The organism is Terriglobia bacterium (assembly GCA_020072645.1).
Taxonomy (GTDB): domain Bacteria; phylum Acidobacteriota; class Terriglobia; order Terriglobales; family Acidobacteriaceae; genus Angelobacter.
The window spans coordinates 24,117-39,809 of the sequence record JAIQGK010000004.1 but is presented as its reverse complement, the minus strand read 5'-3'; the positions used below and the strand labels follow the sequence as shown (position 1 = coordinate 39,809).

The window sequence follows — 15,693 nt, the reverse complement described above, 5'->3', positions numbered from 1 at the left end:
GGTTTTCGTTCGGTCTTATGTTCTTTCTCGGGCCATGGCTTATCAAGGTCACAAAGACAAGGAGTCGCTGTGTTCCTGTTTCCCAAGCAGACCGAGGAGGCACTTGCTTCAGTCGGCTACATCACGAATGAGGTAACTGCAACGGTTGTATATCTGGCTAACCGATTGAGCAAACCGGTACTGCTAGAAGGGCCTCCGGGAAGCGGAAAGACGGAACTGGCCTATGCAGTTGCCAAGGCAACCGGTACTGAAGTCGAGCGCTTACAGTGCTTTGAAGGCATCAACGAAGAGAAAGCCATCGGCAAATTTGACGAGGCGCTACAGCACCTGGCAGTCGATCTGCGCATCAAGTCAAACGCGGAAGAATGGGAAGGTTTCAAAGCAGAGCTGCACACGAGAAAGTTTTTCACTGCCGGCCCATTGCTACGGGCGCTCGAATGCGGGAAGCCCTGTGTGCTCCTTATCGACGAACTCGACAAAGTTGACCCAGCATTCGAGGCAATGCTCCTTGAGGTACTCAGTGTATTTCAGCTAAGCATTCCCAAGCTAGGCGTGATCAAGGCACAAAGCATTCCCTTTGTTGTGCTTACCTCAAACGAGGAACGGCGGATTGGCGACCCACTGCGGCGAAGAAGCTTTTATTTGAGGATCGAGCACCCGTCACCGGAGACAGAAGCGAAAATCCTTCGGCTGCGAACGCCAAACCAGAGTCCTGAATTTCATCGCGGCATGGCAGGGCTTGCGAAAGCCCTGCGCGGCTGGAGTCTCGAAAAGCCACCGTCGATTTCAGAAATGTTAGACCTTGCACAAGCCCTCGAAGTGCTTGGGCAGGACGAGATTACCGCCGAGATGCGCGACATTCTCCTGCCGCTGCTGGCGAAGACAGAAGCAGATCGCAGAAAACTGATGCTGAGGGACGGATGGGCCAGCTTGATCCACGATGCCCGGCAATATAGCGAGGAGGCGATGGAGCGATGACTTGCGGGCGTTATGTGATTTACAAAGATGCGTACGATGCGTACAGTCACAATTTTCGCATCATTAAGAAAAGTACAACAATGAAGCCACGTTGTACTTTCACAAGACAGCCAGTCCCGAAGCCGGAGGATGTAGATGGGACACCATGCCTTCGACTTTCCCTCAAATGGGCCGTATTGCTGTTGGTATTGACATTGGCAGTCCGGTCTTGGGCTACGACTCCAAACGGTTCAAGCCAATCAAAGCGCGAAGCTGAATACTACGTCACCGCATTTGCACGGCATTACCAAGTGCCTCTGGAATTTGTGCGTGCGATTGTCAGCCAGGAGTCCGGATGGCAGAAATGCGCGGTCTCGCGGAAAGGAGCAGCCGGGCTGATGCAGCTGATGGCCGGCACAGCGGCGCGGCTTAATGTGCGGAACCGATGTGATATTAGCCAAAACGTGTCGGGCGGTGTGCGCTACCTGGCGTGGCTGATGAACAAGTTCCATGGAGACCTGCGGCTGGTAGCAGCGGCCTATTACGCAGGCGAAGGCGCGATTGAGCGCCGGGGTCTCCGCTATTCAACCCCGGAGGTGGTCGCCTATGTAATGAGCGTTCGCGAAAGATATGAGCGAGAAAAGCATTCGCAGGAAGTGAATTCACAACCCATTTATAGGAGAAGCAGATGAGAGTGCACTTGGTGTTTTTTATATACCTCGTGGCCACGGTCGGCACGGCGCAAATGGAGAATGGGAGAGTCATTCCCAAGATCACGAGCCTGCCAATCGAGGAGGGCGAGGTAACGCTAATTCATCTCGTGCCTGGCTACACGACCTCGGTGAGGTTTCCCGAGGAGGTCAGGTCGGTGGTCCTTGGGAATCCAGCTAGCTTCAAGGCGGAACATTCCGAGGCCGCGCCCCGGATGGTGTTTCTGAAGCCTATTACCTCGGAGCCGAGCGAGAGCAATGCCCTGGTCACAACCAAATCCGGGCAGCAGATCAGCCTGCAACTGGTCAGCGCAGGCAAGGGGGTAATCGATGCGCGTGTGGACTTTGTCGTTGAATACCACCAGCGGCGCAGTATGGTCATCGACCAGGAGACGCAGAGCTCTGTAATCGCCGAAATACGGCCCCCCGCTACGATTGGCCCTCCATCTTCTGATCCTCCAAGACCTGACCCTCTTGCGCGGGAACTCACAAGACAAAGGAGTTTGCCGTCACCGGAGTGGAAAGGAAAGGAGATTCTGGCAGCGACCGGTGAAAGCGTCGAGCAGGACCATCAGACCATTCTCGGATTCTCCGTGCTCAACAGCTCAAAACGAGTGGTTGAATTGTTGCCGCCGCAACTCGAACTGAGCAGCAATGACCATGGAAAAAGCAGCAAGCGGACTAAGGCCGAACCGGTTGCCATCGCCGAATACCGTTTAACCACGCGCCGCCTGGCGCCCGGACAACGGGCGGATGGCGTGGTGATATTCGAACGGCCAGTGTTCAAGGAGTCGAGCGAGCGGCTGCAGCTACAGTTGGCGGAGGCGGAGAGGGTGGACCGACCGATCCTGTTGCCTGTGCCATTCACAGCTACCAGTGTTGGAGGCACGCAATGAAGAATGTTGAGATGAACGGAAAGCGCGAAGGTGTCACCGTGAAGCAAGGGCCAGAGGAACTAAAAGCTTCGGCGGCTCCGATAGAGAAGGAACCCAAAGGGATAGAAGCACCTTCACAAACGACGGCGAAGACGTCGCTCAAGGACAACAAGCGGCTGCTGGTTTTGGCGGTCGGCGCCGTAGTGCTCATGCTGATACTGGCACTGGCATTCAATGGGCTCATCAATTCCTCTTCGACGCAGAAGAAATTGAGGGCTTCGCGAGATAGGAAGGGGCAGGCAAACTCCAATACCAGCAGCGGCCTGACCAATGCAGCGAGTGTCGCTCCCATCCTCGATGCAGGACGCGCGCCGGCACAGAACAGCGATTCTGACCGGATAACGGCTGAACTTGTGGGACAAACTGCAAAGAAACAACCCAAGCCAGCCATGCCGTCTATGCTTGGCGGGGTAAAGCCATTCGAGAACCCTCAGACATGGCAGCCGCCGGCCTATCAGCCCGGCGCACAGCCTTTGGAACCCGCCAGCGGCGAGACCGGCCGGGAAACAGCGGGAACCAAGAGTGAGCGCGATCTCATGGACAAGCCTTCGCTCGTCTTCGTGAAAAGCAATGCGTCTCCCTCGACTCGTGGTGGAAGCAACGAGACGGTGGGACCCATTGAACTGGGAATCGGATTGCCTCCCGGCTCGCGGTTGCGGGCAAGGCTTGAGTCAGCGGTCAGCACCGTGGTCCGGACGCCTGTGGTTGCGGTCATCGAGTACAACTACGAGCAGAATGGAGAAATTGTGGTACCGGCGGGCGCAAAGGCATTCGGGCATCTGGAGGCAGCGGACCGCTCCGGATATGTCGGCATCCGCTTCGATTCGCTCCTTCTACCCGATGGGTCGAGCGTCGGGGTCGAGGCGGCAGCGACCGACCTTCAGCTCCGACCGCTACGGGGCAAGGTGGAGGGCAAGAACGCGGGCAAAAATATTCTGGTGCGTTCATTCGCTGGCGTCGGCGAAATAGCGGCGACGCTGGTTGGAAGGGGCAATCTCAATCAGCCATTGAGCGAGGGCGACCTGTTGCGAGAGCGGGTGAGCAACAACATCGGGCAGGCATCGGATCAGACCATTGCCAACCTAGCCATCACCCAACGTATTGTCGTTTCCGTGCCCGCCGGAACCGAGCTGTATGTGGTACTGCAGAAGGCGGCAAAGCAGAGTGCAGCCACCGCTGAAGATAAAGCACGAGAAAAGCCGGGTCCGGGATCGACGAGCCTTCAGGAGCTGCGCCAGTTGTTGCAACTCCAGAGAGAGCTCAACCAGAGTGTTACGTTGCCCGGATCAAATCAATAGGTCCTTGAACGCTGTCGCGGCTCAGATCTCTGCCGTGACAGATCTAAAAACGGTTTCAGAACCCTGAGGAAGGCTCATTGGACAGTCATTGGAGGTAACGGTGCGCAGGATTCCACACCCAGTAGGTTTCAGAAACGGATGACTTCAGAGACCACACCGTACCAACATTGAAGGGCACCACGTAAGCCGAAACAGTCGCCCCTCAACATCGGCGAGAATGCTGTCCAAAGGGATCCTATTTTCCTGTGCCTGTCAAAGCAACACTTTGAGGACTTGTAATCGCGTTGTCTGCGACATTAAACACTGCGCTGCGTGATCCGGGTGCCGTTGGCGAAAACACGATGCTGACTGTACAATTCGCGCCAGCAGCCAAAGTTGAACCACATGTTGTTGCACTTTGCCGGAAGTCGCCTGGGTTCGTTCCTCCAAAAGAGAAAGTAGAAAAAGTCAGCGGGGTGGGAAGGTTGTTTTTAATTGTAACCGACTTGTTCTGGCTTGTCGTACCAACCTTTTGCGTCCCAAAGCTGATCGATGCAGTTACCGTGACAGGCAAAATGCCAGAGCCGCTGAGCGCAACGCTTTGCGGGTTGTTGGTCGCGTCATCCGTTATGGTCAATGCTGCAGTCCGCGTGCCTGTTGCCGTAGGTGCAAACTCCAGGGTCACGGTGCAAGAGGACGTCAATGCCAGCGTCTGGCCGCACGTTGTGGACAACTGGACGAAATCGGCGGCATTAGTCCCGATCACTGCGATGGATGAGAAGCTGACCAAGACACCGGTGTTATTTGTCAGAGTTATGATTTGAGATCCACTCGTACTTCCAAGTGCTTGATTGCTAAAGGCAATACTAGTCGGCGAAAAAGTCAGAGGCGCTTGGCCAATGCCGTCCAATGGGACCGTCTGAGTACCCACGCCATCCTGCAGTGTTATTGCAGCAGATCGGAGACCGGCAGCCGCCGGCTTGAATGTGACACTGATGGTACATGTGCCTCCTGCTCCCACGCTCGTACCACAGGTATTGGTTTGGATGAAATCACTTCCGCTTGTGCCAGCAACGCTGACACTGGTGATGGAGAGTGCCGAACCGCCCGTGTTGGCGACATTGATGGTCCGCACGGAGCTAGACACACCCACTGGTTGAACGCCGAAGGAAAGGCTCGTAGGCGTCAACTGCACAGCTGGTCCGGCGGCCACGCCTGTTCCGGTCAAGGAAATGCTCTGCGTACCTGCATTGTCTACGATGGTGACTGCCGCAGTGCGAGTGCCGGCGACAGTTGGGACGAACGTGATGCTAATCGTGCAGTTTGCTCCGGCTGCCAGGCTGGTGCCGCACGTGTTGGTTTGGGCAAAGTCGGCGCTATTCGCTCCGCTGATTGAAATGCTGCTAATGGAAAGGGTTCCGTTGCCTGAATTGGTGAGTGTCACCGCTTGAGCTGTGCTGCTCGTGCCGACGGTCTGATTAGCGAAAATGAGATTGCTGCTTGATAAGTTGACTGCAGGGGCCGTTCCGGATCCGCCGACCGTGGCGGTTTGCGTTCCTACGCTGTCTACGACCGCGATGCTTGCGCTCTTGCTTCCTGCGCTACTCGGCGTGAAAACAACGTTGATGGTACAACTTGATCCGGCTGCAACGCTTGTTCCGCACGTGTTTGTTTGCGCGAAATCGCTGCTGTTGACCCCTGTGAGGCTGATGCTCGCTACGCTCAGAGCGATGTTGCCGCCGTTGGCGAGCGAGATTACCTGTGCAGCCGAAGGAGTGCCCACCGGCTGATTTGGAAAAGCCAGACTAGCAGGGGATAAGGCTGCTAATGCTGCTGTACCTGTGCCACTGACATCTACGCTCTGTGTTCCGACACTGTCGGTCAGGACCAAAGTTGCAGTCTTATTGCCAAAAGATGAAGGCGTGAATATCACGCTGACTGTACAACTCATACCGGCTGCCAGGCTAGTGCCGCAGGTATTGGTTTGTGAGAAATCGCCGGCATTGGCGCCGCCGAGTACCACGGATGTCATGGGAAGGGAGGCCGTTCCCGTGTTCTGTACGGTAATGGCCTGCGACGTGCTCGAGGTTCCGACAAGCTGGCTCGGGAATGTTAGTGCAGCCGGAGAGAAACTGATAGCAGGTGCAATTCCTGTGCCAGTCAGAGTTATGTTTTGTACACCAAGGCTGTCCGTCAATGTCACAGAAGCAGTTCGAGGGCCTGATGCTGAAGGTGTGAACACGATGCTGATCGTGCAGCTTGCTCCGGCTGCCAGTGCTAAACCGCAGGTATTGTTTTGTGAGAAGTCACTCGCGTTGGGGCCAGCTAACGCAATGGAAGTGATGCCAAGGGATGCGTTTCCCGAATTTGACAGTGTCACTACTTGAACAGGGCTAACCACACCTACCAACTGAGAGCCGAAAACTAGACTAGTCGCGGAGAGATCCCCTGTTGGAACACCCGGAATAAAGGTGGCAATCACGCTCTGAGCCGCATTCATCGTGACGCTGCACGGTTGTGTGCCAGAGCAGGCTCCGCCCCATCCGGTAAAGACTGATCCCGATGCCGGTGTGGCCGTCAGAGTGACTATGGTTCCGCTATTAAAATTTGCCGAACAGGTAACGCCGCAGCTAATGGATCCATCACTGCTCATCACGGTGCCATTTCCGGTTCCCTGCCGGGTGACCACGAGCGGCACAGTTGATCCAGTGCCAGTTAAGCTGACTATTTGAGGACTGCCGGGGGCGTTGTCGCTGATGGCCAGGGTCGCGCTCCGCAGGCCGGTTGCCTGAGGGGAAAAGGTGACGGTGATGAGGCAACTGCTATGAGTTACAAGAGTTGTGCCCAAACACCCGTCGGCTTGATAGGAGAAATCGGACGGATTGGCGCCGGCAATACTGATTGCTATACCGGAAAGCGCTGCCGCGCCAAAATTGGTCAGCGTAACAGTGTTTGCAGTGGCGCTGGCGATTGGTTGGGAGCCGAAGTTCACGCTGTTCACGCTCAGACTGGCAAATGGAGTTATGCCCGTGCCTTGAAGCGGAAGCGTCAATACAGCCGGCGAGGCGTTGGAGTTGATCTGCAAGGAATCACTCGCTGGCCCTCCCACTGCCGGATTGAACGTTACTGAAACTGTACAACTGTCGCCTGCCGCCAGACTCGCCCCGCAGGAATTTGCAACAACATGGAAAACCTGGCCGGAAACCAGCGTGATCGGCTGCAGCGTCAGCTCCGCAGTCCCAGAGCTGTGAATGGTAAAAGTTGTCCCGGGGCTCGCGGTTCCTACCGGTTGATCGACAAAGTTTCCAATGGACGGTGCAACGGTAATGGCGGGATACGTCACAATGAGCGACACCGTCGCGGTCGCCACGGAGTAATCGGTGGTATCTGTTGGTGTGAAAGTCACGGAGACTGTTTGTGGCCCCGCTCCCAGTACCGTGCCTGCAGCCGGGTTGTAGATGAACGTGCCGGCAACCGAAGCAGTCGCGTTCAATTGCAATGCCGAGAGCGCTGTCCCCGAGATAATAGGTGCTGGCGCTGCCCAAGTAATGACGGGGAGCGCCGGTTGCAAGACCTGCGCCAACGCCGCCGTGCTGCTGGCATACGTGGCATCGCCGCCATAGCTTGCTGCGATCGAATGCGTACCGGCCGAAAGGCTGGAGGTAGACCAGGTTGCGACGCCAAAAGCGTCTACCGCGCCAGTACCCAAAGTTATGGGACCGTCGGTAAAAGTCACTGAACCGTTGGGCGTCCCCTGGCTCGAGGTTACCGTAGCTGTGAAGGTCACGCTCGAAAGTGCCGTGGCCGGATTCAAACTCGACGTCAACGCCGTTGCCGTGCTGCTCAGCGTCGTTCCGTTCAGAGCTACGCTCTGCGGAGAGTTGGTTGCATTGCTGCTTGATATGGCCAGGGTCGCTGTGCTGTTGCCGGCATGGCTCGGCGTGTAGGTCACCAAAATCGTGCAGCTTCCACCGGGCTGAATGCTGGAATTACAGGTATTACTTTCGGAGAAGTCGTTGGGATCAGGCCCGCTCACGGCTATTGTGGGCACACTCAGGATCGCAGTGCCGCTATTCTCCAGAAGTAAACGTTGCGCAACGCTGGTGCTACCTACGTTTGTCTCCTGAAAATTGAGCGGAGCGGCAGCGGCGAGGACTTCCCTGACTCTGTTGTTGGATGAATCACTAAAGTATAGATTCCCATTGTTATCCGCGGTTACGATACTGCCATACTGGAACGAATCGAACGCCAATGCGCCGCTGGTAGCGCCTCCGCCATCGCCCGAGTAGCCGACAGTTCCATTACCGGCCACGGTGGTTACTATTCCCGTCACACGATCGAGCCTGCGAAGGAGGGCATGGCTGGAATCGGCGATATAGAGACTGCCGCCCCGGTCGAGCGCCAAACCTTCTCCCACTATGCCGGGCACATCAGTGGAAGCACATCCATCTCCGGCAGCGTTCGTTTGCTGTGCACATCCGCTGCCGGCGCCCGCTAAGGTGTAAATATGTTGTGTTTGGGGATTGGACAGGCCGGGAACATTCCCGCCCTGGTAAATCACCCGGATGCGAAATAGTCCGTCAGCAATAAAAATGTTCCCAAAACTGTCTATGGCCACAGCAGTAGGAAAAGTCACGGTAGAGTTAACGGCGAGGCAGCCGTCGCCAAGCCCATCAATCCGCTGGGCGCAGTTTGCGCCGCCACCCGCGAATGTGGTTATGACCCCGGTATTCTTATCAACCCGACGAATGCGCTGGTTTGCCCAATCGGCAATCAGAAGGTTGCCGGCTGGATCAAACGCGAAACCCTGAGGAATGGCGAGTGCGGCGCTTGTCGCTGGTCCACCGTCTCCCGAGTACCCCTGAGTACCATTCCCGGCTACTGTCTGAATTGTTCCCGGCGCAACGCTCACACCAAATACTGAGATGGAGTTCGATTGAAGATTCACTACTCGAATGCGGTCGTTATTCGCATCCGAAAGATACAAATTCCCTGCGGCGTCCAGCGCAACCGCAATCGGACCCCATATTTGGGCGCTATTAGGTGGTCCGCCGTCGCCTGAAGAGCCGGCGACACCAGTGCCTACAATGGTAGCGATCGCGCCGGGCGGGATCGCTACCCCGGCCACCGTAATCGGGCTTGCCTGGGTGTTGACCAGGCGAATACGATTATTGTCGAAGTCAGCCAGGAACACGTTACCGTCCCTGTCCACTGAAACCCCTAGAGGGAAATACATTTCAGCGCCACTTGCCGGTCCCTGGTCACCTGCATAACCCTGCATGCCATTACCGGCAACCGTAAGCATTGTGCCGGGCGAAAGCGCCATTGCCGTATTGCCGGACGCGCTCGTGAAGGTTGCTTCCACCAACGTATTGTGAGCCATAGACAGGACGCAAGAACCATTTCCTGTGCAAGCGCCACCCCAGCCAGTGAAGGTATTGCCCAGCAATGGATTTGCCGTCAACGTCACCGGAGTATTGGCCGGATAGAAGTAAGTGCAGGTGGTTGAGGTGCAGTTTACGTTGCCATCACTGCTGCTCACCGTGCCATTTCCGTTAACTGCCGCTGTCAAGTCAGCACCGGCGCCGCTTAGAAAAATTGCTGTAACGGATTGGTCCTGTGTCATGGCTATGACGCACTGGCCATCGCCGGTACAGGTGCCACTCCAATTCAATAAGACACTTCCGATCGGCGGATTGGCGGTTAGTGTTACAAATGCTCCATTCGGGTACTGATGGGAGCAGCTTCCCGGACAATTAATACCGCCGTCAGAGCTCGTCACCGTTCCGCCGCTGGCAGAAACAGACAATGTGTAAGTCGACGATGTCGTGGTGAAGCTTACCGAACTACCCTGGTTGCGGCCGCCTATATTGGACGCCACAGCCCGGTAGTAGTAGGTACTGCCGGGGGTGAGCCCGCTCACGCTGGCACTGAAATTGTGACTTAAATTGTCCGCCGCAACATTCTGGTTAGCCGTCTCCTGATAGGTCCCGAAGGATGGATCTGTGCCGTACTGAAACCATCCCAAAGCAGCAGACCCGTTCGGGTTAAGTGCACCGTTCAGCACGGCAGATGTACTGGTAATCGCTCCGGCTGAATCCGTCGTAACTGCCGGCGCCTCTGCTGTGGGGCCGCTTCCATTCACCACAAGAGTGGTAGTAGCTACATGCGCGCCTGCGCTGCCCACCGCGGAAAGGAACAGCGTATAGCTTCCGGGCGGAGTGTTGGACGAAGTGGCGATTGTGAGAAAGGCAGTACGTCCTGAAATCACCGTGGACTGGTCGAAGCTGGCCTTCGCGTTGGCCGGCAGATTTGACACGTTCAGGGCCAGGCTTTGTGGTGAACCGCTGATGGTGGACGTGGTTACAGCAAAAGTCACCGAGCCGCCGGCAACTATAGTCTCCGAGGTGGGACTGATGTTGACGGAAAAGTCGCCGGCGCCGGCATCGCTTGCCGTCGTAAAGCTGGCGACCGGAAGCGACCAGTTTCCATACTGATAGGGATTGCGGCCGTGGACTTCCCAGTAATAAACCGTACCGGACAACAGCGTCCCGGCAGGCGGAGTGAACGAGTTCCCGGTAAACGATCCCGACGGAGGCCAATTCAGCACGCAGCCTGCTCCGCAATTAGGATCTGTAGGATCGGTGGGCAGCGCCGAAGGAGTTGTGGCAATAATCAGGCGGTAACCACTAGTGGCGCCGGGAACAGCACTCCAGGAGAATGTGGGCTGTAGAGCAACACCGGTCGAGCCGTTAGCGGGGGCAATCAGCGTCGGCGCCGGCAGCGTGCTCAGCGTCGTAAAGCTCAGTATGTTAGTGGCTCGAACTGGAGTGGGACCATTGCTGGCTACAGCACGATAGTAGTAGATCGTATTGCAAGCCAAGCCCGTCTTAACTGCGCTAAAGGAAACCGGAGCCGTTCCCGTGGGAACTGTCTGGACAGCTGTTTGCGTGAAATTAGAAAGCTGACTGTCAGTACCAAACTCAAAGTACACACTGGCAGCCGATACGTTGAGATTCACGGTGCCATTGAGCGTGGCTGTATCACATTGCAGATTCGAGGCCGCCGAGGTGGTAACCGCAGGTGCAAGCGGAGGGCTGCTTATGAAATTGAGCGTGAATGTCAGGCTCCATACGTTGCCATCTATGTTTTCAGTGGGACTGGAAAAATTGGAACCGAGCGTGCTGGTCAGAATACTCGGTATGTTGACAGATGTTCCACTCACAAGGATAGGCCAGGACAAGGTCCCGGGGCCCGGCCCAATGTTAGTGACTTGGTACTCACCAAGTGGGAGATCTGAAAAAGTCTGGGGAACCTGGCTGCCCGGTTGGAGCGACGCAGAGTTCCCCAAGCTTCCAAACAGCGTGTAGCTCAAAGGCTGAGGGTCTGAGCCGGGCGGGGGCCAAGCCTGGCCATTCAGGGTTGCCTGGACCTTGATGCTGGTAAGTTGACCTGGGGTAATAAGCGCCTTCGGCGGCGGTGGAACCAGCGTGAAGTAGGTTGAATCTTGAGTTACCTGCAGAAAACCTAAACATCGGTTCAGGTGCGGAATCGGGCCCGGGGTAAGCCCAATGAGCGATGGCCAACAGAAAGTCTTGGTCCAGACACTCGAATCCAAAGGGTTACTCAAATCCTCAAGATGCGCTAAGGACTCGGAGCTTGGTAGGTTCGGGGTAATTTTTTGGCTCTCTATCCCCACAATGTCGTCGGAGAAGCCTAGAGTTCCCGCGGGGTCGGTCCAACTGACCTTAGAGTCAGGGTAGTAAGAATAAAGTGCATGAATGGATTGAGGGTTCTTGTCGGCCGACTTATTGGCAATCGTCCCTGCATAGTTCAGCGCCTGGAGAAACGTCGACTCTGGTTGCAATTCGGTTCTATTCACCGACTCAGAGAGACTGCAGACGCCAGGTGGAAGCTCAAAAGTCGCCAGGGGTGTGCCGGCATTGGGTGTGTCCAGCGTAATGAGGTCTGCCGTGTCGTAAGCGTAAAAAGCGTCGTCCTCACCCGGAGCACACACACCATTGTCATAGTCAGGAAATCCGGTGAAAGGGTATCGGGCATAGCAATATCTTTTGGATGCCAGATTCTCCATATATGCTCTGGCTACCAAACCTCCCTGGCTATGGGCAATCACGATCACGTCCTTAATGTGGGTAATGGCCGTGATCCGTTTGATTACCCTGGACAGCTCGTAGGCTTTATTCAGAATCGATATGTTGGCTACATCTGCGATATTAAAAGTCTTGTTAACTGGGTCATAAAAGGTCATGATAAAAAAGCGTGCGTCATAAGGAACCAAGGCCTCCGGAACTGGAGTCACACCCTGTTGAAAAAATACCTGGTCTGCCCCCGCGTCATACCAGGCTCGGTAAGGCACATACTTTGGATCAGCATGAGGGTATAGCGTCGGATCCAGTCTGCCAATAAGGCTGTTGTACAAGTTATCCCACGAATACAAGTTATTCCATGCATCACCGGTAGCGTCCCCGCAGAAACCATAAACAAACAGAATCGGCCGGCTGGCCGGATTTGGGGGATTCTGTTGAGCTTCGGCTAAACCCGTATGCAGGAAGATTCCCAGTCCCAGAAGGCTCAGGAGCACGGTCTTGATTGCCGCGCCAAAGCACATGACCGTCTCCGCCGCGCGCACCGGCCGTGCGCATTCCGCTCGTCCCCTTGACATAATGCCTCCTTTTCGGAAGTTCGCTCGTCAACCTATAGCTTGTTAAGCATTTCCTCATCGTCCTTGGCGCCGCCAATAAGGCCAAAGTCCCTCTGTGGTTCTCCCAGGTTCACGGTATTCATTTCCACTTACGTTCGGTCGCAGGACGTAATAAAATTGGCGATCTCGACACACTATTGGGCAGAAACATAAGGGCTAAATGCCGGAAGGCTATGCGCATCGGTCTTGATGAAAAGCAGAGCCCCCAGTGCAAAACTTTTGCAACTCTAACGGCCTGTGTCTGCAAAAAGTGAAGCGTCAGCGAGTGCGACACTAGCTAAGTAATCTTGCGAGGTCAATTCAAAGATTCCTCAAATATTTGTCAAGCGCCTATGTCAATGGAAAAGAACGTTATCTATGAATTTGAGCAATTTCGTTTAGATCCCCAGGAAAGGCTTCTCCAACACGGTGGAGAGCAGGTAAAGCTCACTCAAAAAGAACTGAATACGCTTTTGGTGCTCGTGGAAGGCGGCGGCCGGTTAATCACGAAGCAGGAATTGATCGCCAAGGTATGGCCGAATGTTCATATCAATGATCACAACGTCGATGTGACCATGAGTAGAGTCCGAGAAGCCCTTGGTCAAGACCAAAGCGGGAACACATACATTCAAACGGTCCCTAAAGAAGGCTATCGGTTTTTGGTGGCTGTGCAAATCAAGGACCGTAGGCCCACTGCTTTCGGTTCTCCCGGTGAAACTGCTCTTGCAGGATCTAATTCAAGCCAGGCCTCTGTGCAACATAGCGGCTATATCCCTGCGGTTGAACCAAGGCGCCAAAGTTCGGCGCTGCCGGTCCAGCGGACTAACTGGCGAACATTGCTCCGCATCAGCTTCTTTTTGGCCGCCCTGGCGGGTGTGCTCATCTTTTTTCTTATACGTTCAACAAGTAGCGCCCATCTTCTCAGGTTCGAGCCTCTCACGGATGATGGCCAAGGCAAAGGTGGACTTCTAACCGACGGGAGCAGGCTTTTCTACAATGAATTTGAAGTGAACCGGCATATTCTGGTTTCTTCTCCCATCAGGGGCGGGCCTCCGCAACAGGTTGACACGCAGTTTTCCAATGTGGATGTGCAAGATATTTCCAAGGATGGTCAGCGCATCCTTGTCTCGTCTTTTGAGGGAGTGGAACTGGCGAAGCGGCTGTGGACCATTTCTGTTGATGGCGGACAAGCACATCCGGTGGGCGATGCGCTGTGTCGTTTTGCCCGCTGGTCGCCCGACAACCGGCACATTGCATGTGTAATCGGAACAACTGCGCTTTTGCTCAACTCAGATGGTTCAGCCTCTCATACCCTCGGATCATTCCCATCGGGTCCTACCAACTTGACGTGGTCGCCTTCGGGCGATGTGGTCAGGTTCGTCTTAAGCGACAACACTGGTACGCCAAAATCAGCATGGGAAATCACCGTCGACAAAAACGGGAACCCAAGCCCGGCCTCTCAATCCAAGCTTCCATTGGACTCGTGCCTGGATTGGACATGGACAAAAAACGACAAAAACTTTCTCTGCGTGAAGCGCCGGGCTGATGGCCAGCACTCCGTTTCAATAGTGCAAAAAAACCACTGGTGGACTGGATGGGGGCGCGAGATTGAACTTCCAGTAACATTGCGTTCCATCGAAACAATAATACCCGGCGAAACCGGAAACAAAGTTTATCTACTGCAGGGAGGCGCTGATCGTGGCGAGCTTTTAAAATTCGACGCCCAGAAGAAAACTTTCGAAGCTTATATTCAACGGTTGCGAGATGCTATTTTCCTGGCGTTTTCGCGGGACGGCCAGTGGGTTACCTACCAAAGCACCCTGGACAATTCGCTGTGGCGAAGCCGCGTGGATGGGACCGACGCACTCCGATTGACGCAGCCTCCCATGGCTGTCGAGTTCTCAGCCTGGTCGCCCAATGACAGCCAAATCGCATTCATGGGCCAGTTCCCCGGAAAGCCGTGGAGGATTTATCTGATCGGGAAAGATGGCGGCACCCCGATAGAGGCATCCAATGGCAATGACGGTCAGGGCGCCCCAACTTGGTCCACAGACGGCAAGAAAATCGCGTATGGCAACGTATTATGCGAGGAGACGCAAACATGCTGGGTACGATGGATTGATTTGTCCGCCAGAAGGGCCGATCGAATATCAGGGTCGCACGGATTCAAGACTGCGCGGTGGTCTCCAGATGGAAACTACATTGCAGCGCTGCAAAATGAATCCCATGAGCTGATGCTGTTCGATGTGAAAAAGCGACAATGGACCGTGCTGGCCGATTCAGTGACTGGTGACAACATTAACTGGTCAAGCGACTCTCACGCCATCTATGCAGATAGTCCGCAGGGACCAAATCCAAAAATCGAAGAGGTTCGTATCAAAGACAGACGACGCACCGCAGTCGTAGATCTTACTCCTCTACAGAATGTTCCCGGCCGTGTGCAATTCTGGTTTGGCCTTACCCCTGACAACTCGCCCATTTTGCTTCATGGGTTCGCGGCCACTGAAGTTTATGTCCTAGAGTGGGGAAATTAAGATACAAAGAAATTTGTCGACAGGGCCGTATGGTCAAAAATTTATCCACGACATTCAGCCCGCATCGAGTTCGTAATGTTGAGCAAGCCGTCTAGCGTTGTGTCGGCATCGGAGTTTCTGGCAATTTTGCCCCTTGATAGTCCCAGAAAGAAACCAACATTGAGCAAATACAAATTGCAATAGGCGGCGCACTACTCTTATGGAACTCAGTTCGTTGCAATGACTGCCAGAGCAATTCGATTTTTGGTTTGGTTTGACTTCCCACAATGAAATCCTTCTGCATAACCGTTACGCAATCAGCAAAATTTACAAACACAATTGGAATCACTGGTATTCCCTCACAATTAATCAGCAACAGCAATTTGCCTGATTAATGCGTCGAGAAGATAAATCGTGTCGATCGTGCACCACCCGGATTGATCACTTCGATACCAAACGTTCCCGCCGTAGCACCGAGATTGATAACCATCGTAAAAGAGGTTTGGTCAGGCGATGTCAGGTTTAGAATCTGAGTTCCACTCAACGTACCCAGTTTCGTGCCGGCGCTGTTGAACACATCCACGGTTAGCCCCGGTTCAA

At 54.8% G+C, this 15,693-nt stretch carries 7 protein-coding genes; 5 read left to right on the top strand and 2 right to left on the bottom strand.

All coding sequences use genetic code 11. The features are described 5' to 3' along the window. Nucleotides 1-69: 69 nt before the first annotated feature. From LAO76_07140 to LAO76_07125, 4 genes are all read left to right on the top strand, one after another. Entirely contained in the window at nucleotides 70-978 is a 909-nt protein-coding gene (locus LAO76_07140) for a MoxR family ATPase (protein MBZ5490690.1), read from the top strand. Between the two features lie 194 nt (nucleotides 979-1,172). Then, complete coding sequence (locus tag LAO76_07135; protein MBZ5490689.1) at nucleotides 1,173-1,649, top strand: lytic transglycosylase domain-containing protein; 477 nt, start codon at nucleotides 1,173-1,175, stop codon at nucleotides 1,647-1,649. Beyond that, nucleotides 1,646-2,563, top strand: a complete 918-nt coding sequence (locus LAO76_07130; GenBank protein ID MBZ5490688.1) for a hypothetical protein — start codon at nucleotides 1,646-1,648, stop codon at nucleotides 2,561-2,563. The genes LAO76_07135 and LAO76_07130 overlap by 4 nt, the downstream gene beginning before the upstream one ends. Further along, entirely contained in the window at nucleotides 2,560-3,900 is a 1,341-nt protein-coding gene (locus LAO76_07125) for a TrbI/VirB10 family protein (GenBank protein ID MBZ5490687.1), read from the top strand. Before LAO76_07130 ends, LAO76_07125 begins: the two co-directional genes overlap by 4 nt. 235 nt (nucleotides 3,901-4,135) lie before the next feature. On the opposite strand, the gene LAO76_07120 is transcribed toward LAO76_07125, so the two are convergent. Further along, the gene (locus LAO76_07120) at nucleotides 4,136-12,562 is read right to left on the bottom strand and encodes a choice-of-anchor D domain-containing protein (GenBank protein MBZ5490686.1); all 8,427 of its coding nucleotides are present in this window, start codon (nucleotides 12,560-12,562) and stop codon (nucleotides 4,136-4,138) included. Between the two features lie 377 nt (nucleotides 12,563-12,939). On the opposite strand from LAO76_07120, the gene LAO76_07115 reads away from it, so the two are divergent. Then, nucleotides 12,940-15,114: a winged helix-turn-helix domain-containing protein gene (locus LAO76_07115; protein MBZ5490685.1), complete on the top strand. Its 2,175-nt coding sequence runs from the start codon at nucleotides 12,940-12,942 to the stop codon at nucleotides 15,112-15,114. A gap of 370 nt (nucleotides 15,115-15,484) precedes the next feature. Here the strand turns inward: LAO76_07115 and LAO76_07110 are convergent. Then, nucleotides 15,485-15,693 (bottom strand): hypothetical protein (locus LAO76_07110; GenBank protein MBZ5490684.1); only part of this gene is annotated, 209 nt, incomplete at its 5' end.